General features: G+C 71.9%; 17 protein-coding genes. 9 read left to right on the top strand and 8 right to left on the bottom strand.

The window, feature by feature from the left end; genetic code table 11:
* Window positions 1-33 precede the first annotated feature (33 nt).
* The 3 genes from ABZ532_RS02435 to ABZ532_RS02445 all read right to left on the bottom strand — a co-directional run bounded on the left by ABZ532_RS02435 (window position 34) and on the right by ABZ532_RS02445 (window position 2,379).
* Window positions 34-381 (bottom strand): NTP pyrophosphohydrolase, encoded by a 348-nt coding sequence (locus ABZ532_RS02435; protein ID WP_361278824.1) that lies wholly within the window; start codon window positions 379-381, stop codon window positions 34-36.
* A gap of 115 nt (window positions 382-496) precedes the next feature.
* A complete protein-coding gene (locus tag ABZ532_RS02440) occupies window positions 497-1,336 on the bottom strand; it encodes a transglutaminase-like domain-containing protein (protein ID WP_361278826.1) in 840 nt (279 codons plus the stop codon).
* A 26-nt stretch (window positions 1,337-1,362) separates the two neighbouring features.
* Window positions 1,363-2,379, bottom strand: a complete 1,017-nt coding sequence (locus tag ABZ532_RS02445; protein WP_361278828.1) for a GNAT family N-acetyltransferase — start codon at window positions 2,377-2,379, stop codon at window positions 1,363-1,365.
* Between the two features lie 139 nt (window positions 2,380-2,518).
* Between ABZ532_RS02445 and fdxA the strand changes: the two genes are divergently transcribed.
* Together fdxA and ABZ532_RS02455 are read left to right on the top strand one after the other, a co-directional pair.
* Entirely contained in the window at window positions 2,519-2,839 is a 321-nt protein-coding gene (gene fdxA / locus ABZ532_RS02450) for a ferredoxin (RefSeq protein ID WP_010474859.1), read from the top strand.
* A 117-nt stretch (window positions 2,840-2,956) separates the two neighbouring features.
* Complete coding sequence (locus ABZ532_RS02455; protein ID WP_361278830.1) at window positions 2,957-4,051, top strand: bifunctional succinyldiaminopimelate transaminase/glutamate-prephenate aminotransferase; 1,095 nt, start codon at window positions 2,957-2,959, stop codon at window positions 4,049-4,051.
* Window positions 4,052-4,180: 129 nt separating this feature from the next.
* On the opposite strand, the gene ABZ532_RS02460 is transcribed toward ABZ532_RS02455, so the two are convergent.
* Window positions 4,181-4,822: an ATP-binding protein gene (locus ABZ532_RS02460; RefSeq protein WP_361278832.1), complete on the bottom strand. Its 642-nt coding sequence runs from the start codon at window positions 4,820-4,822 to the stop codon at window positions 4,181-4,183.
* 416 nt (window positions 4,823-5,238) lie between these two features.
* Window positions 5,239-6,198 (bottom strand): hypothetical protein, encoded by a 960-nt coding sequence (locus tag ABZ532_RS02465; RefSeq protein ID WP_361279401.1) that lies wholly within the window; start codon window positions 6,196-6,198, stop codon window positions 5,239-5,241.
* Between the two features lie 80 nt (window positions 6,199-6,278).
* Between ABZ532_RS02465 and dapE the strand changes: the two genes are divergently transcribed.
* Window positions 6,279-7,358 (top strand): succinyl-diaminopimelate desuccinylase, encoded by a 1,080-nt coding sequence (gene dapE, locus ABZ532_RS02470; RefSeq protein WP_361278834.1) that lies wholly within the window; start codon window positions 6,279-6,281, stop codon window positions 7,356-7,358.
* Between the two features lie 107 nt (window positions 7,359-7,465).
* The gene (locus tag ABZ532_RS02475; protein WP_361279403.1) at window positions 7,466-8,248 is read left to right on the top strand and encodes a TIGR00730 family Rossman fold protein; all 783 of its coding nucleotides are present in this window, start codon (window positions 7,466-7,468) and stop codon (window positions 8,246-8,248) included.
* A gap of 102 nt (window positions 8,249-8,350) precedes the next feature.
* Here the strand turns inward: ABZ532_RS02475 and folP are convergent, their stop codons facing one another.
* A complete protein-coding gene (folP, locus tag ABZ532_RS02480; protein ID WP_361278837.1) occupies window positions 8,351-9,223 on the bottom strand; it encodes a dihydropteroate synthase in 873 nt (290 codons plus the stop codon).
* Window positions 9,224-9,359: 136 nt separating this feature from the next.
* Between folP and ABZ532_RS02485 the strand changes: the two genes are divergently transcribed.
* Window positions 9,360-9,692, top strand: a complete 333-nt coding sequence (locus tag ABZ532_RS02485) for a DivIVA domain-containing protein (RefSeq protein ID WP_361279405.1) — start codon at window positions 9,360-9,362, stop codon at window positions 9,690-9,692.
* On the top strand, window positions 9,689-10,270 hold the full coding sequence (locus ABZ532_RS02490) for a DNA-3-methyladenine glycosylase I (protein WP_361278839.1): 582 nt from the start codon (window positions 9,689-9,691) through the stop codon (window positions 10,268-10,270). The genes ABZ532_RS02485 and ABZ532_RS02490 overlap by 4 nt, the downstream gene beginning before the upstream one ends.
* A 52-nt stretch (window positions 10,271-10,322) precedes the next feature.
* Here the strand turns inward: ABZ532_RS02490 and ABZ532_RS02495 are convergent, their stop codons facing one another.
* Entirely contained in the window at window positions 10,323-11,123 is an 801-nt protein-coding gene (locus ABZ532_RS02495) for an enoyl-CoA hydratase-related protein (RefSeq protein ID WP_361278841.1), read from the bottom strand.
* 359 nt (window positions 11,124-11,482) lie between these two features.
* Between ABZ532_RS02495 and ABZ532_RS02500 the strand changes: the two genes are divergently transcribed.
* Complete coding sequence (locus ABZ532_RS02500) at window positions 11,483-11,650, top strand: DUF3117 domain-containing protein (RefSeq protein WP_003966491.1); 168 nt, start codon at window positions 11,483-11,485, stop codon at window positions 11,648-11,650.
* Between the two features lie 114 nt (window positions 11,651-11,764).
* Here ABZ532_RS02500 and ABZ532_RS02505 read toward each other — a convergent pair whose 3' ends face one another.
* A complete protein-coding gene (locus ABZ532_RS02505) occupies window positions 11,765-12,430 on the bottom strand; it encodes an O-methyltransferase (protein ID WP_361278843.1) in 666 nt (221 codons plus the stop codon).
* A 161-nt stretch (window positions 12,431-12,591) separates the two neighbouring features.
* On the opposite strand from ABZ532_RS02505, the gene sigE reads away from it, so the two are divergent.
* Window positions 12,592-13,374 carry an RNA polymerase sigma factor SigE gene (gene sigE, locus ABZ532_RS02510; RefSeq protein ID WP_361278845.1) on the top strand — a complete coding sequence of 261 codons (783 nt, stop codon included), beginning with the start codon at window positions 12,592-12,594 and terminating at the stop codon, window positions 13,372-13,374.
* Window positions 13,371-14,198, top strand: coding sequence for a zf-HC2 domain-containing protein (locus tag ABZ532_RS02515; protein ID WP_361278847.1), 828 nt, complete (start codon window positions 13,371-13,373; stop codon window positions 14,196-14,198). Before sigE ends, ABZ532_RS02515 begins: the two co-directional genes overlap by 4 nt.
* Window positions 14,199-14,313: the final 115 nt, after the last annotated feature.

Here is a 14,313-nt window from a genome sequence, read left to right on the forward strand (position 1 = left end):
TGCTCCCGTCACGACGGGGGCAGGGCCTCGGAGTCAGTCCGCCGGGCGCACCGTCCGCGGTCCCACACACCGGGCGCCGACTGCCTCCACCCGCTCGCGCAGTTCACGATCGGCCGTGACCACCACGCAGTCCTGTCCGGCGTACCCGGCGGCGAGTTCCACGATCAGGTCGTCGCCGCTGCCTGGCGCGGAATCCACCCGCACCCCGGGCACGGACGCGACGTCGCGTGCGGAGCCCTCGACGACCAGGATGATCTCCTCGTCGCCGGACCTCGCCGCCAGCCGGTCGCGCAGCCGCTCGGCGGCGCCGCGCCGGTCCTTCCACCAGCCGTCGGGCACGGAGCCCACCACGTTCGCCGCATCCACGATCAGCACGGTCATGGGGTCATTATGGTGAGCGGTTCAGCCGGCCGCCGTCTCCCCGATCGGGCGGGCGACCTCGAGCCGGTTCCCGGGTGTCGAGCGAGGGACGGCGGACCGAAGGGGCGCCGGCGGCTCAGTTCAGCATCGACCGTGCCGCGTTGGCGCGTTCTCTGATGGCCGCCGCCGCGGTGGGCTCGACTGCGGCGACGATGTCGGCGTACGCGTCCATCTCCGCCGCACCCGCGAGGAAGTCCCCGCGCTGGACGAGGAGTTGGGCGCGCTCGAAGCGGAGTCTGGCCGGGTGGGCGGGGAGCAGCAGCGAGAGTTCGACAGCCCACAGGGCCACGTCCGTGCGTTCCGGGCGGGCGGCGGACCAGGCGCGGATGTTGTTGAGGATGCGCAGCACGATCTGCAGGGGCCCGGCGGGCACCAGCATCGAGGGGTCGAGCGGCTCGCCGGTCGCCCCGGCCACGAGCAGCTCGGCGTCCGCGCCGGTGAGCAGCCGGCCACCCGCGAAGGGGTCGGCGAGCACCGGCTGCGACGGGTCGCCGAAGCCGACCACGAAGTGGCCGGGCAGGGCCACCCCGTACGCCGGTGCGCCCGCGCGTCGTGCGACCTCCAGCCACACGACGGAGAGCAGGATGGGCAGCCCGCGGCGCCGCCGCAGGACCTCGGGCAGCAGGGACGACTCCAGGCGCTCGTAGCAGCCGGGGGTGCCGCGGAAGCCGCAGCGCTCACCGAGCAGCGAGGCCAGCGCCGCCGCCCACGCCTCCGGCTCCCGGAGGCCGTAGGGCAGCAGGCCGGCGAGCCGGTCCAGCTCGATGTGGGCCACGTCAAGACCGGTCTCGTCAAAGGCGGGATCCGCCTCGGCCCCGACCAGCAGGCACAGGGTCGCGAGATCGGGCCGCTCGGAGCGTGCCTCGTCGGCGAACCGACTGCGCCACGGGGTGGCCTCGGGCTGTGGCGGGTGCATACGCGTCTCGTACCCGTTCAGGAAGATCAGGAGCGGCGGAAATGGTGATAGAGGTGATGGACCGCGAAGCCCATCCCCTCGTACATCGCGCGGGCACCGTCGTTGTCGCTCTCGACCTGGAGCCAGGCCGCCGATGCGCCCTCGTCCAGGGCCCGGCGCGCCAGCGCCGTCATCACGGACTTCGCCAGACCCTGTCTGTGGCGGGCCGGGTCGACCTCCACCGCCATGAACCCCGCCCAGCGTCCGTCGACCACACACCGGCCGATGGCCGCAGGCACCTCGGACTCGCCCGGCACGGTGGCGAACCACACCGACGGCCCGCTGGACAGCACCGAGCGCACATGGGGCCCGGGCACACCGAGACGGTGGTAGCGGCGCAGCCAGCCCTCGCCGGCGCCGCCCGTGTCGTCGATCGACCGGTCCAGCCGCACCCGGGACACATCCGCGTCCAGGTCGCCGACGGGTGCGAGACCGCCCACCCGCAGCTCCGCCGACACCTCACGCTCCCAGCCGCGCCGCTCCAGCTCCACGCACAGTGCCTCCTGGGTGCCGTCCCCTCCGGTCGCGGTCTGGATGTACGCGGGCAGGTCGCGCGACCCGTACCAGGCCCGCACCCGCTCCAGCGCGTCGTCCAGGGGCACGCCCGGGTCACCCAGGGGCAGCACCGAGTTCGCCCGCCGGGTGAACCCGGACGCCGCCCGCAGCAGCCACCCGCCGAGCGGTTCGCTCTCGACCGGCTGCCAAGCCCGCGCCGAGATCCGCGCAAGCTCTTCGAAAGAGGCTGCCGGGAGCCCGCGTCTGCGCGCCGGAACCGAAGGGATGACCTTGCCCGCGACCAGCGAAGATTCCAGGATCCGGACGGTTTCCCCGGTCCTTCGTGTGATCACCAGCACACCGTCGTCCCACGATATGAGAACCCCGACCGTGTCGGTGAACTTCGCGTCAGCCTCACCGCCCTCGGCGAGCCGTCGCACGGATACTCGTTTCCCCACGTCAAGAGGGGTGATACGGACCTCCCAAGGTCCGCTCGCAGTGAATTCCACAGCTAGGTCCGCCCCTCCTGTTCGGATCATCCCCAGGAACGGAGATACTAGGTGCGGGCATCGACGACGCCGCGCTCCCGCGCAGCCCCGCGGCGAGCCGCAGACCGGACGCCGCGCCCTACGGAGGAGGAACGACAGCGTGACCTACGTCATTGCGCAGCCTTGTGTGGACGTCAAGGACAAGGCGTGCATCGAGGAGTGCCCCGTCGACTGCATCTACGAGGGCCAGCGGTCCTTGTACATCCACCCGGACGAATGCGTCGACTGTGGTGCTTGCGAGCCGGTCTGCCCGGTCGAGGCGATCTTCTACGAGGACGACACTCCTGAGGAGTGGAAGGACTACTACAAGGCGAACGTCGAGTTCTTCGACGAGCTCGGTTCGCCCGGTGGCGCCTCCAAGCTGGGCCTGATCGAGCGGGACCACCCCTTCATCGCCGCTCTGCCTCCGCAGAACGGCTGATAGTTCGATCCCGGTCCCGTACGGTGCGTCCGCCGTACGGGACCGTGGCGTTTACGGGCGGCCACCGGCGTCTGCGCCCGTGCCCGCCGAGAACGAGAAATCGAGAAAGTGAGCACCGTGTCCGCAGTCTCCTCGCGTCTTCCCGCCTTCCCCTGGGACAAGCTGGAGCCGTACAAGGCGACCGCCACCGCCCATCCCGACGGCATCGTCGACCTCTCGGTCGGCACGCCCGTCGACCCGGTGCCGGCCATCGTCCAGCAGGCCCTGATCGCCGCCGCGGACTCGCCCGGCTATCCGACGGTGTGGGGCACGACCGCGTTGCGCGACGCCCTGGTGGGCTGGTGCGAGCGGCGGCTCGGCGCGGTGTCGTTCGCCCACCCGAACGTGCTTCCGGTGGTGGGGTCCAAGGAGCTGGTGGCCTGGCTGCCGACGCAGCTCGGTCTCGGTGCCGGTGACAAGGTCGCCTACCCGCGCCTGGCCTATCCGACCTACGAGGTCGGCGCCAGGCTGTGCGGGGCGGCGCCCGTCGTCTATGACGACCCCACGGAGCTGGACCCCGCCGGGCTGAAGCTGCTGTGGCTGAACTCGCCGTCCAATCCGACGGGACGGGTCCTGTCCAAGGACGAGCTGACCCGCATCGTCGCCTGGGCGCGCGAGCACCGTGTGCTGGTCTTCAGCGACGAGTGCTATCTGGAGCTGGGCTGGGAGACGGAGCCGGTCTCCGTGCTCCATCCGGACGTCTGCGGGGGGACGTACGAGGGAATCGTCTCCGTCCACTCGCTGTCCAAGCGCTCGAACCTCGCGGGTTACCGCGCCGCGTTCATCGCCGGTGACGCGGCGGTGCTCGGCGAACTGCTGGGGATCCGCAAGCACGGCGGCATGATGACGCCCGCGCCCGTGCAGGCGGCGACCGTCGCCGCACTCGGCGACGACGTCCATGTCGGGGAGCAGCGGGCGCGGTACGCGGCGCGGCGGGCCGCGCTGCGTGAGGCACTGCTGGGGCACGGCTTCCGGATCGAGCACAGTGAGGCCAGCCTCTATCTGTGGGCGACTCGCGACGAACCCTGCTGGGACACCGTCGCCCACCTGGCCGAGCTGGGCATCCTCGTGGCTCCCGGGGACTTCTACGGAGCGGCCGGGGAACGCTTCGTGCGGGTCGCCCTCACGGCTACGGACGAGCGTGTCGAGGCGGCGGTCAAGCGGCTGGGCTGAGTGGCGGCACCACGCCTGCGTACGGCCGGGACGGTCCGGGCGTGAGGCGGACGGAAGGGCCCCGGGGAGCACGTGTGACGCTGTGCTCCCGGGGCCCCTTCCATGTGCGCCCGAGGTCGGCGCTCGCGACTACTGGGCCGGCAGCGTGTGCGCCGGAAGGACGTCGGCCGGGAGCGTGTTGGCCGGGAGGGTGTCGACGGGCAGCGCGGTCATCGGAAGCGGGGTGGCGGGCACCGCGTTCGCCGGGATCGGGGTGGCCGTCAGCGTGTCGGTGGGCAGCGCCTGGGCCGGGAGCGTGTGGGCGGGGATCGGCGTGGTCGCCATCGGGTCCGCGGGGAGGGCGTCGGCGGGCAGGGTGGTCCCCGCGTCCGGCACACCGGCGGCCAGTTCCCCGGCCGCGGGCAGGCCCTGCGTGTTCGCCGAGGCCTGGCCCAGCGCGGTCGTCGCGGAGTCGACGGCCTGCCCGGCCGTCTCCTCGGCGGCCGGAGCGCTGCCGCGGGCCGCCTGGGTGAAGGTGCCACTCGCGACCGGCAGGGCCGTGCCGACCAGCTTCCCGCCGGCCTCCGTGGCCGTCGTGGCCGCCTTCTGCGCCGTACCGTCCGTGGCGTCGCCGACCGCGACTCCGTCGAGCTGGGTCAGGCCACCGCCCAGGTCGTGGGTGGGCGCGAGGTCCATGGCGCTCGCGGAGCCGGCCGCACCGACCACGGGAGCTGCGCCGGCCGCGACGAGCAGCGCGGCGCGGGCGATCCGGCGGGTCAGGGGGAGGGACATGGTGCTCCTTCGACGAGAACGTTTGGTGTTGCCTGTCCGGCGATCGGACGCCATGACAACCGCTCGTGGGCCCGGGATGGTTGCGGTACCCGAAGGTAAAGAGTCGGTAATGCATCGCATAATCAGCTGTGGACAAAAACGGGCGAACAGCGCCCGTTCCGACAGTCCGCTGAACCGTCACTTCCCTGTCGTGACAAGGGAAGCGACGGGTTGCGTCGAACGTCGCCGAACGGGCCCGTGGACGGCCACCCGGCACGGCGTGGGTGACCACTTCCAGGCGATGTCCCGGACATATGCCCGACCCTGTTTACAGGCCTGTCCGGCCCATCCGGACCGTCAGCCTTGCGTCCTGCCCGGCCTGTCCGGCCGGTCGGTCCTGCCAGGCGGCCCGAGCCGGCCCCGCGGACGGGCAGGGCCTACCGGCCGACCCGGATCCTGACCTCGCCGGTGCCGCCCGGCCCCTGCCCCACCTGCTGCCAGCCGTCGTACGCCTCGTCCGCGCTCCAGACCCGGTCCCCGTACGAGACCTCCGCGATGCGCAGCTCGTCCGCCTGGGCCACCGCCCAGTGCGCCAGCTCCCAGCCCCGCCGCGCCTTCGCGGCCCCGGAGTCCCCACCCGTCGCCCTGGTGACCGGCACCCTCAGCTCGCTCCCCGCCCCGGCCCCTCTCGCGTGCGGGGCGGCGGCGCGGCCCGAACCCGTGGCCGGGGGCAGCACACCGTTGCCGAAGGCCCGGGTCAGCGCGGCGCGAACCTTCGCCGGGTCACCGGCCCCAGGCTGCTGCCCCGTGGTGCAGGTCAGCGCGGCTGAGGCACGTCCGGTGAGGGCCGCGGCCAGCAGCGCGGCGTCCGGCTCGTGTTTGGCGTACGCCTGGGGGTACCCGCTGCGCTGGACCAGCTGGGCGGCATCGGTCAGGGGGAGCTTCGCGTAGTCCGGCACCTCGTCGAGGTGCTCGTAGAACTTCCCGGCGGAGTAGACCGGGTCGAGGATCTGCCGTGGGGTTCCCCAGCCCATCGACGGCCGCTGCTGGAACAGCCCGAGCGAGTCCCGGTCGCCATAGCTGATGTTGAGCAGCGTGGACTCCTGGAGGGCCGTCGCCAGGGCGATGGTCACCGCGCGCTCCGGCATCCCGCGGGTGGTGCCGACGGCGGAGATCGTGGCGGCGTTCGCGGCCATCTCCGGGGTCAGCTCGAAGGAGGTCTCCGAGTCCTGGCCGGAGTCGGGACCGCCGGCGGAACGCACCACGCATCCTGGTGCGCCCGTGCCCTTGCTGACGTACTGCATGACCACATACGCGACGAGCGCCAGCAGCACGGCGAACGCGGCGGCGACGCGCACCAGGCGGCCACGCCGGACGGGGGAGGCGGTCGAGGCGATCTCGGTCACGCGCCCACGGTACCGGCCCCGGCCGCATGCCCCCCCAGGAACGGGGGCGAGGGCAACGTTAGGGTCGGGGCATGTCCGAAAACGCGCTTGATCTCAGCCTGGACGGCCCGGCGCTGACCGCCCGCCTCGTCGACTTCCCCTCGGTCAGCGGGAACGAGAAGCCCCTCGCCGACGCGATCGAGGAGGCGCTGCGCCCGCTGCCGCACCTCACCGTCGACCGGCACGGCAACAACGTCGTGGCACGTACGCGGCTGGGCCGGGCCGAGCGGGTCGTGCTCGCCGGGCATATCGACACCGTGCCGATCGCCGGCAACGTCCCCTCCCGTCTGGACGAGAACGGCGTGCTCTGGGGTTGCGGCACCTCGGACATGAAGTCGGGCGTGGCCGTGCAGTTGCGGATCGCCGCGACCGTGCCCGCGCCCAACCGCGACCTCACCTTCGTCTTCTACGACAACGAAGAGGTCGCCGCACACCTCAACGGACTCGGGCATGTGGCCGAGGCGCACCCCGACTGGCTCGAGGGCGACTTCGCCGTCCTGCTGGAGCCGTCCGACGCCCAGGTCGAGGGCGGCTGCCAGGGGACGCTGCGGGTCCATCTGCGGCTGACCGGAGAGCGCGCGCACTCCGCGCGCAGCTGGATGGGCGCCAACGCGATCCACGCGGCGGGGCCCGTGCTGGCCCGGCTCGCCGCCTACGAGCCGCGGCGCCCGGTGATCGACGGGCTCGAATACCGCGAAGGCCTCAACGCCGTGGGCATCGAGGGCGGTGTCGCCACCAACGTCATCCCCGACGCGTGCACCGTGGTGGTCAACTACCGCTACGCCCCGGACCGCGGCATGGCGGAGGCGGAGGCCCATGTGCGCGAGGTGTTCGCGGACTGCGGTGTCGCCGAGTTCGTCGTCGACGATCACACCGGCGGTGCGCTGCCGGGGCTCTCGCACCCGGCGGCCATCGCGTTCATGACGGCCGTGGGCGGCACGGCCCAGCCCAAGTTCGGCTGGACGGACGTGTCGCGGTTCAGCGGTCTGGGCGTACCCGCGGTGAACTACGGGCCGGGAGACGCGCTCCTCGCCCACAAGCGGGACGAGCATGTGGCCACGGAACGGATCACGCACTGCGAGGAGCGGCTGCGGAACTGGCTCACCGCCTGAACTCCGGCTTCTGTGGATCTGCCTGTCCGACCTGTGGAATTTCGCTCTTGTCCACCTCCGTGGACCTACGCTGACCAGGAACGAGCATGCAGCGGAGGGAGCAGGTCATGGGCAATCCCGAGGAAGCAGGGCGACCGGAGGAGCAGCGGACCGGGCCGGTACTGCGCCGCAGGGACCAGATCCAGCCCGGCACCACGGACCAGCGTCTGCTGGACACCGAGGGTGACTCCGAGTGGGTGCACACCGATCCCTGGCGGGTCATGCGTATCCAGTCGGAGTTCGTGGAGGGCTTCGGTGCCCTCGCCGAACTGCCGAGCGCCATCAGTGTCTTCGGCTCGGCCCGGACCCCCGCCGGCAGCCCCGAGTACGAGGCGGGCGTCCGTATCGGCAGGGCGCTCGTCGACGCCGGCTTCGCGGTGATCACCGGTGGCGGCCCGGGGGCGATGGAGGCCGCCAACAAGGGTGCGAGAGAGGCCCGCGGAGTCTCCGTCGGCCTCGGCATCGAGCTGCCCTTCGAACAGGGCCTCAACCCGCATGTCGACATCGGGGTGAACTTCCGCTACTTCTTCGTCCGCAAGACGATGTTCGTGAAGTACGCACAGGGCTTCGTCGTGCTGCCCGGTGGGCTCGGCACCCTGGACGAGCTGTTCGAGGCCCTCACCCTCGTCCAGACCGGAAAGGTGACCCGCTTCCCGATCGTGCTCTTCGGCTCGGCCTACTGGAACGGGCTGGTCGACTGGCTGCGGGACACCGTGGTCGCGCAGGGCAAGGCGTCCGAGCACGATCTGCTGCTGTTCCACGTCACGGACGACGTGGACGAGGCGGTCGCGCTGGTCACCAAGGAGACGGGCCCGCCCGTCCCGGCGCCCTTCGAGGGGTACGAGGCCTGACGGGCCCATGACGCGGCCCGAGGCCCGAGGCCCGCGGCAGGCGGCGCGAGCCTGACCGGCTGCCGCACCCTCCGGCCGCGGCTGCGGGGCGCTGCCGCCGGCTCAGGCCAGCCCGCGGCGGGCCACGGCCGGAGGCCGGTGCCCGGCGATGGAGGCGACCATGTCCAGCACCTGGCGGGTCTCCGCCACCTCATGGACGCGGTAGACCCGAGCGCCCAGCCACGCGGAGACCGCCGTGGTCGCGAGAGTGCCGATCAGCCGCTCCTTGACCGGGCGGTCGAGGGTCTCGCCCACGAAGTCCTTGTTGGACAGCGACACCAGCACCGGCCAGCCCGTATCTGCCATCTCACCGAGGCGTCGGGTCGCCTCCAGCGAATGCCGGGTGTTCTTCCCGAAGTCGTGGCCGGGGTCGATGAGGATGGCGTCCCTGCGCACCCCGAGCCCCGCCGCCCGTTCGGCGAGCCCCGTCGTCACCCGCAGGATGTCCGCCATCACATCGTCGTACGCGATCCGGTGCGGCCGGGTCCTCGGCTCGGCCCCTCCGGCATGCGTGCACACCAGACCCACGTCATAGCGGGCGGCCACCTCGGCCAGCTTCGGGTCCACCCCGCCCCAGGCGTCGTTGAGCAGGTCGGCGCCCGCCTCGCAGACCGCGGCACCCACATCGTGCCGCCAGGTGTCCACGCTGATCACCACATCGGGGAAGCGACGGCGGACCTCGGCGACGAAGCCGACCGTGCGGCGGGCCTCCTCCTCGGCCGACACCTCCTCGCCGGGACCGGCCTTGACGCCCCCGATGTCGACGATGGCGGCGCCCTCGGACACCGCCTGCTCGACGCGGGCGAGCGCGGGCTCGTCCCGGAACGTGGCGCCCTGGTCGTAGAAGGAGTCCGGGGTCCGGTTCACGATCGCCATGATCACCGGTTCACGCGCACCGAATTCGCGCCGGCCCAGCCGCAGATTTCCGCTGCGCATCCCGTGTTTCCTCCTCTTTCCTCCCCGCGTTCCGTCGCCTGCGACCTTAACTGTCGGTGGCGCATGGCACGATCGGCAGCAGACGGTTTCCTGCTCCGGGGAGAGGCGCGCTGTGTTCTGGTTCTTGCTGATCGCGATGGTCGTGGTCGTCGCCGCGGTCACGCTCGCGGTGGTCGGCGGCGGGGGGAACGAGGTCCTTCCGGAAGCGGCGCCCGAGCAGCTCGTGGACCCGCTGCCGGTGACACGTCCCGTGGGACCCGCCGACATCGAGGCACTGCGGCTGCCCCTGGCGCCCCGGGGTTACCGGATGGCCGATGTCGACGACGTGCTCGACCGCCTGGGAGCCGAGCTCGCCGAGCGAGACGCGCGGATCTCCGAGCTGGAGTCCGCGCTGGCCGGCAGGCGGGAGGCGGGCGGCATGTGGGACAAGCGCCCGGAGCCCGATCCGGGCGGGGAGCAGGACGGATGAGCGGCGGCGCGATCGCGGGCCCCGACGGGCGGCTGCGCTGCCCCTGGGGCCTGTCGGCCCCGGACTACGTCGCGTACCACGACGAGGAATGGGGCAGGCCTGTCCACGGCGACGACGCCCTGTTCGAGCGGCTCTGCCTGGAGGCGTTCCAGTCCGGGCTCTCGTGGATCACGATTCTGCGCCGCCGGGAGACCTTCCGTCTGGCCTTCGACGGCTTCCGTGTCGCCTCGGTCGCGGCCTTCACCGAAGCCGACCGGGACCGGCTGCTCGCCGACCCCGGGATCATCCGCAACCGCGCCAAGGTCGAGGCGACCCTCGCCAATGCGCGGGTCCTTGCGGAATGGGCTCCCGGCGAGCTGGACACGCTGATCTGGTCGTTCGCCCCCGACCCCGCGGCCCGGCCGGTGCCGCGAACCCTGGCGGACGTACCGGCCGTCACGGACGAGTCCAAAGCCCTCTCCAAGGACCTCAAGAAGCGCGGGCTCCGCTTCGTCGGCCCCACCACCGCGTACGCCCTGATGCAGGCCTGTGGCCTGGTCGACGACCACCTGGCCGACTGCGCGGCGCGAGGGGCGTAGCCGGCTGGTGCGGGGCGCACCCAAGAACCCACCCCGCACCCGTCGGAGGCCCTCAGCGGCCCAGGTACTTCGGCTTCTCCTTGTTCAGGAACGCCTGCACCGCGATCCCGTGGTCCTCCGAGGCTCCCGCCCGGCTCTGGACCTCCTCTTCCTTCTCCAGCGCCTCGGCCAGCGAGTGCGAGGCGCCGAACGCCAGGGACTCCTTGATCGCCGCGTATGCGAGCGTCGGGCCCTCTGCCAGAGCCCGGGCGACCGACTCGGCCTCGGTCGCGAGCTGGTCCGCGGGGACGAGGCGGTTCGCGATGCCCAGGTCGTAGGCCTCCTGCGCCGAGATCGACCGAGGGAAGAGCAGCAGGTCGGAGGCGCGGCTCGCGCCGATCAGGCGGGGCAGGGTCCAGGAGACGCCCGAGTCGGCGGTGAGCGCGACCCCGGCGAAAGCGGTGGTGAACTTCGCCGAGTCGGCGACGACCCGGTAGTCCGCGGCCAGCGCGAAGCCGAAGCCCGCTCCGGCAGCGACCCCGTTCACCCCGGCGACCACCGGCTTCGGCATCTCGGTGAGCGCCCGCACGATGGGGTTGTAGTGCTCACGCACCGTGTTCATGGTGTGGCGGGTGCCCGACTGCTTGTCGGACATCAGCAGCGTGACGTGCTCCTTGAGGTCCTGGCCCACACAGAAAGCCTTGCCGGTGGCGGTCAGCAGCACCGCCCGGACCGCGGTGTCATCGGCCGCGGCGCGCAGGCTGTCCCGGAGTGCCTCCTTGGCCTCGACGTTCATCGCGTTCATGGCCTCGGGCCGGTTGATCGTGATGGTGGCGAGTCCGTCGTGCACCTCGTACAGCACGGTGTCGGCCATGGTCGTGTCCCCTTCGCGGCTGGGTTTCGGCTCGGTGTTGCCGTCGTGTCGGTCGTGTCGAGCCCAGCATGGCGGAGATCGTCCGGGCCGGACATGCGCACCGGTATGTGACCTGCGTCAAAGGGAGCGCCGGAGAAAACGTGCCTCCGGTGAGAGCGCGGTGGCGAAGTATCGCAGGCGGATCCCCGAATTAGGTGGTTTTGCGAAAGCGCGTTGCGCAAGCGATGCAGACCGATGTTGGTCATCGGGTCCCGCCATGCGGGATAATGGCCGGGAAGCAATGTGTTCGATGCCGGTGACGTGTGCCCACCCAGGGGGCCGTCGGTGACGATGAGCTGGTTTCAGGAAGGGGAACGAGCATGGCGGCCATGAAGCCGCGGACGGGCGACGGCCCGCTCGAGGTGACCAAGGAGGGGCGGGGCATCGTCATGCGCGTTCCGCTCGAAGGCGGCGGTCGACTCGTGGTCGAGCTGACCCCGGATGAGGCAGACGCCCTTGGTGACGCCCTCAAGAAGGTCGTCGGCTGACGCGGAAGCGCCCGCACCCTTCTGTGTTCACGCAATGCCCCGGCACGGTCCGACCGTGCCGGGGCATTGCCACGAATGACCGGCCTCAGCGCGTGGCCTCAGGGCGGGGCGCTGCTACCCGCGCCGTACCGCGCACAGCAGTCCGTCACCCACTGGCAGTAGCGACGGCAGTAGTTCCTGGCTCTCCCTGACCGCCCTAAGCAGCTCCCGCATCCGCAGCACATCGATCGGCTGTGCCGCTGCGTCGACCGTGCGGCCATCGGCGAAGGCCCCTTCGAAGCACACAAGACCCCCAGGTCGCAGCAGGCGCAACGATTCAGCGAGGTAGTCCAGCAGCTCCAGCCGGTCGCCGTCGCAGAAGACGAGGTCGTACCCGCCGTCGGCAAGCCGGGGCAGCACGTCCAGCGCGCGTCCGGGGATGAAGCGCGCCCGGTTGCCGGCGAAGCCCGCGGCACGGAACGCCTCCCGGGCGAACTGCTGCCGCTCCGGTACCGCGTCCACGGTGGTCAGCACGCCGTCGGGCCGCATGCCCTGCAGGAGATAGATCCCGGAGACGCCCGTACCCGTGCCGATCTCGGCCACCGCCTTGGCGTCGGCCGTCGCGGCCAGCAGTCGCAGGGCGGCGCCGGTACCTGGAGACACCGAGGGCAGCTCCACGTCCCGGGCCCGCTCACGGGCCCAGCGCAGCGCTTCGTCCTCGGCGACAAAGGCGTCGGCGAACGCCCAGCTCGTCTGCCGGTTGGCGGTAATGGCCCTCTCCTGTTCCCGTAGTTGGCGCAACGGTGACTGTATCCGCTATGCCCGGGAACCCGCAGATGGGACCGGGCGTTATGTAGGGGCACAGGCGAGGCGTGGAGAGGCGGAAGGGACGCGCGGGCGACCACCCGCCGTTCTCAAATTCGCGTAAAGATTCTTATCCGGAGCTAACGGGCGAGGTGGCTATGGTAGGGGCTCCACTGGACACCACCAGAGCCGACAGGGGAGGTGCGGCTGCGCCTGTGGATCGGAAAGGGGTGCTGCGGCGCCTGCTCCGGTCGGCGGGTGAGCCGAAATCCGTGATCAACACCGCTGACGACGCCCGCTCCGGCCAGGCCGACTCCGTACCCACCGCGACATTCGCACCGATGGCGGAATCGGCCGCGTGGACCCCTCCCACCTGGGAGGACATCGTCAGTACGCACAGCGGCCGCGTCTATCGCCTCGCCTACCGTCTGACCGGAAACCAGCATGACGCGGAGGACCTCACCCAGGAGGTCTTCGTCCGGGTCTTCCGTTCCCTGTCCACGTACACGCCGGGGACGTTCGAGGGCTGGCTGCACCGCATCACGACGAATCTCTTCCTGGACATGGTCCGCCGCAAGCAGCGGATCCGCTTCGACGCGCTCGGCGACGACGCGGCCGAGCGGCTGCCCAGCCGGGAGCCGTCCCCGCAGCAGGTCTTCCACGACACCCACTTCGACGCCGATGTGCAGCAGGCGCTGGACACCCTCGCCCCCGAGTTCCGCGCGGCCGTGGTGCTGTGCGACATCGAGGGACTCTCGTACGAGGAGATCGCGGCCACGCTCGGCGTCAAGCTGGGCACCGTCCGCAGCCGTATCCACCGCGGGCGGTCCCATCTGCGCAAGGCGCTCCAGCACCGCTCCCCGGAGGCCCGGGCCGAGCAGCGGACCCCCGCGGGAGTGGCGGCCGCGGCGACAGCGGCTGGGGAGGTCGGTTCGCAGTGAGCGGCATCGGTCCGTCCCCCGCGGAGCAGCACCTGGGGGACCGGCTCGCCGCCCTGATCGACGGCGAGCTGAAACATGACACGCGTGACCGGGTGCTCGCGCATCTGGCGACATGTCCCAAATGCAAGGCCGAGGCCGACGCGCAGCGCCGCCTCAAGAGCGTGTTCGCGGCGACCGCACCCCCGCCGCCGTCCGAAGGGTTCCTCGCCCGCCTGCAGGGCTTGCCGGGCGGGCCGCCCGGAGGGCAGCCCGCCGATGACAGCGACCATCGTGGACCCTTCGGCGGAGGGCGCCTCCCCGGGGGCGTCTTCGGCGTGACCCCGGAGGGCTTCGGGTACGCACCGGGCCATGGCTCCCGTTCCGAGGCCGGCTTCCGGATCCACGACGTGGGGCGGCAGGAGGCCGAGCGGTCGGTGTGGCGTGGCCGGAGGTTCGCGCTGACGGCGGCCAGCGCGGTGTCGTTCGCGGCGATCGCGCTGGGCGGGACTCTGCCGATGGGCCCTTCGGGCGATGGCACGGCCCGCGGAGACGGCCGGGGGAACAACGTCACCCCGCAGCGGAGTGTGACGCCCGCCCAGATGTCGGGCACGGACGGGCGGCGCCGCGGCGGCGGTGCGGCGCAGCAGGCGACCGGTGCGGGCTCAGCGTCCCTGGCGCCGGTGCGGCCCCTGTCCCAGCCCCTGATGCCGTCGAGCTTGTTCAGCCCCACGCCACCGGCACTCATACGGCCCGTGGACTCCGTCTACCAGCTCGCGGACGCCCACGGGCCGACGCCGTCCGCCTCCCCGCGTCCCACCCGGCTCATCGCGCCCCGCACCCGCTGACGCCCTCCCCGGGCAGCTCCCATCCGGTCTCCGGGCCGCCCGCACTGTGTGACGCCATCCGCAAACCTGGTTGAATCCAGGGTGGGGTGCCCGGCGGGGCGCAAGGACGAGCGGT

Origin of the sequence: Streptomyces sp. NPDC019396 (assembly GCF_040632375.1) — a bacterium.
Taxonomy (GTDB): domain Bacteria; phylum Actinomycetota; class Actinomycetes; order Streptomycetales; family Streptomycetaceae; genus Streptomyces.

What these genes read in the sequence shown, in the direction of transcription:
- ABZ532_RS02435 (WP_361278824.1), bottom strand. Translation starts at nt 381, where the DNA reads ATGACCGTGCTGATCGTGGATGCGGCGAACGTGGTGGGCTCCGTGCCC.
- ABZ532_RS02440 (WP_361278826.1), bottom strand. Translation starts at nt 1,336, where the DNA reads ATGCACCCGCCACAGCCCGAGGCCACCCCGTGGCGCAGTCGGTTCGCC.
- ABZ532_RS02460 (WP_361278832.1), bottom strand. Translation starts at nt 4,822, where the DNA reads ATGTCCCTCCCCCTGACCCGCCGGATCGCCCGCGCCGCGCTGCTCGTC.
- dapE (WP_361278834.1), top strand. Translation starts at nt 6,279, where the DNA reads ATGTCCGAAAACGCGCTTGATCTCAGCCTGGACGGCCCGGCGCTGACC.
- ABZ532_RS02475 (WP_361279403.1), top strand. Translation starts at nt 7,466, where the DNA reads ATGGGCAATCCCGAGGAAGCAGGGCGACCGGAGGAGCAGCGGACCGGG.
- folP (WP_361278837.1), bottom strand. Translation starts at nt 9,223, where the DNA reads ATGCGCAGCGGAAATCTGCGGCTGGGCCGGCGCGAATTCGGTGCGCGT.
- ABZ532_RS02485 (WP_361279405.1), top strand. Translation starts at nt 9,360, where the DNA reads ATGGTCGTGGTCGTCGCCGCGGTCACGCTCGCGGTGGTCGGCGGCGGG.
- ABZ532_RS02490 (WP_361278839.1), top strand. Translation starts at nt 9,689, where the DNA reads ATGAGCGGCGGCGCGATCGCGGGCCCCGACGGGCGGCTGCGCTGCCCC.
- ABZ532_RS02495 (WP_361278841.1), bottom strand. Translation starts at nt 11,123, where the DNA reads ATGGCCGACACCGTGCTGTACGAGGTGCACGACGGACTCGCCACCATC.
- ABZ532_RS02500 (WP_003966491.1), top strand. Translation starts at nt 11,483, where the DNA reads ATGGCGGCCATGAAGCCGCGGACGGGCGACGGCCCGCTCGAGGTGACC.
- sigE (WP_361278845.1), top strand. Translation starts at nt 12,592, where the DNA reads ATGGTAGGGGCTCCACTGGACACCACCAGAGCCGACAGGGGAGGTGCG.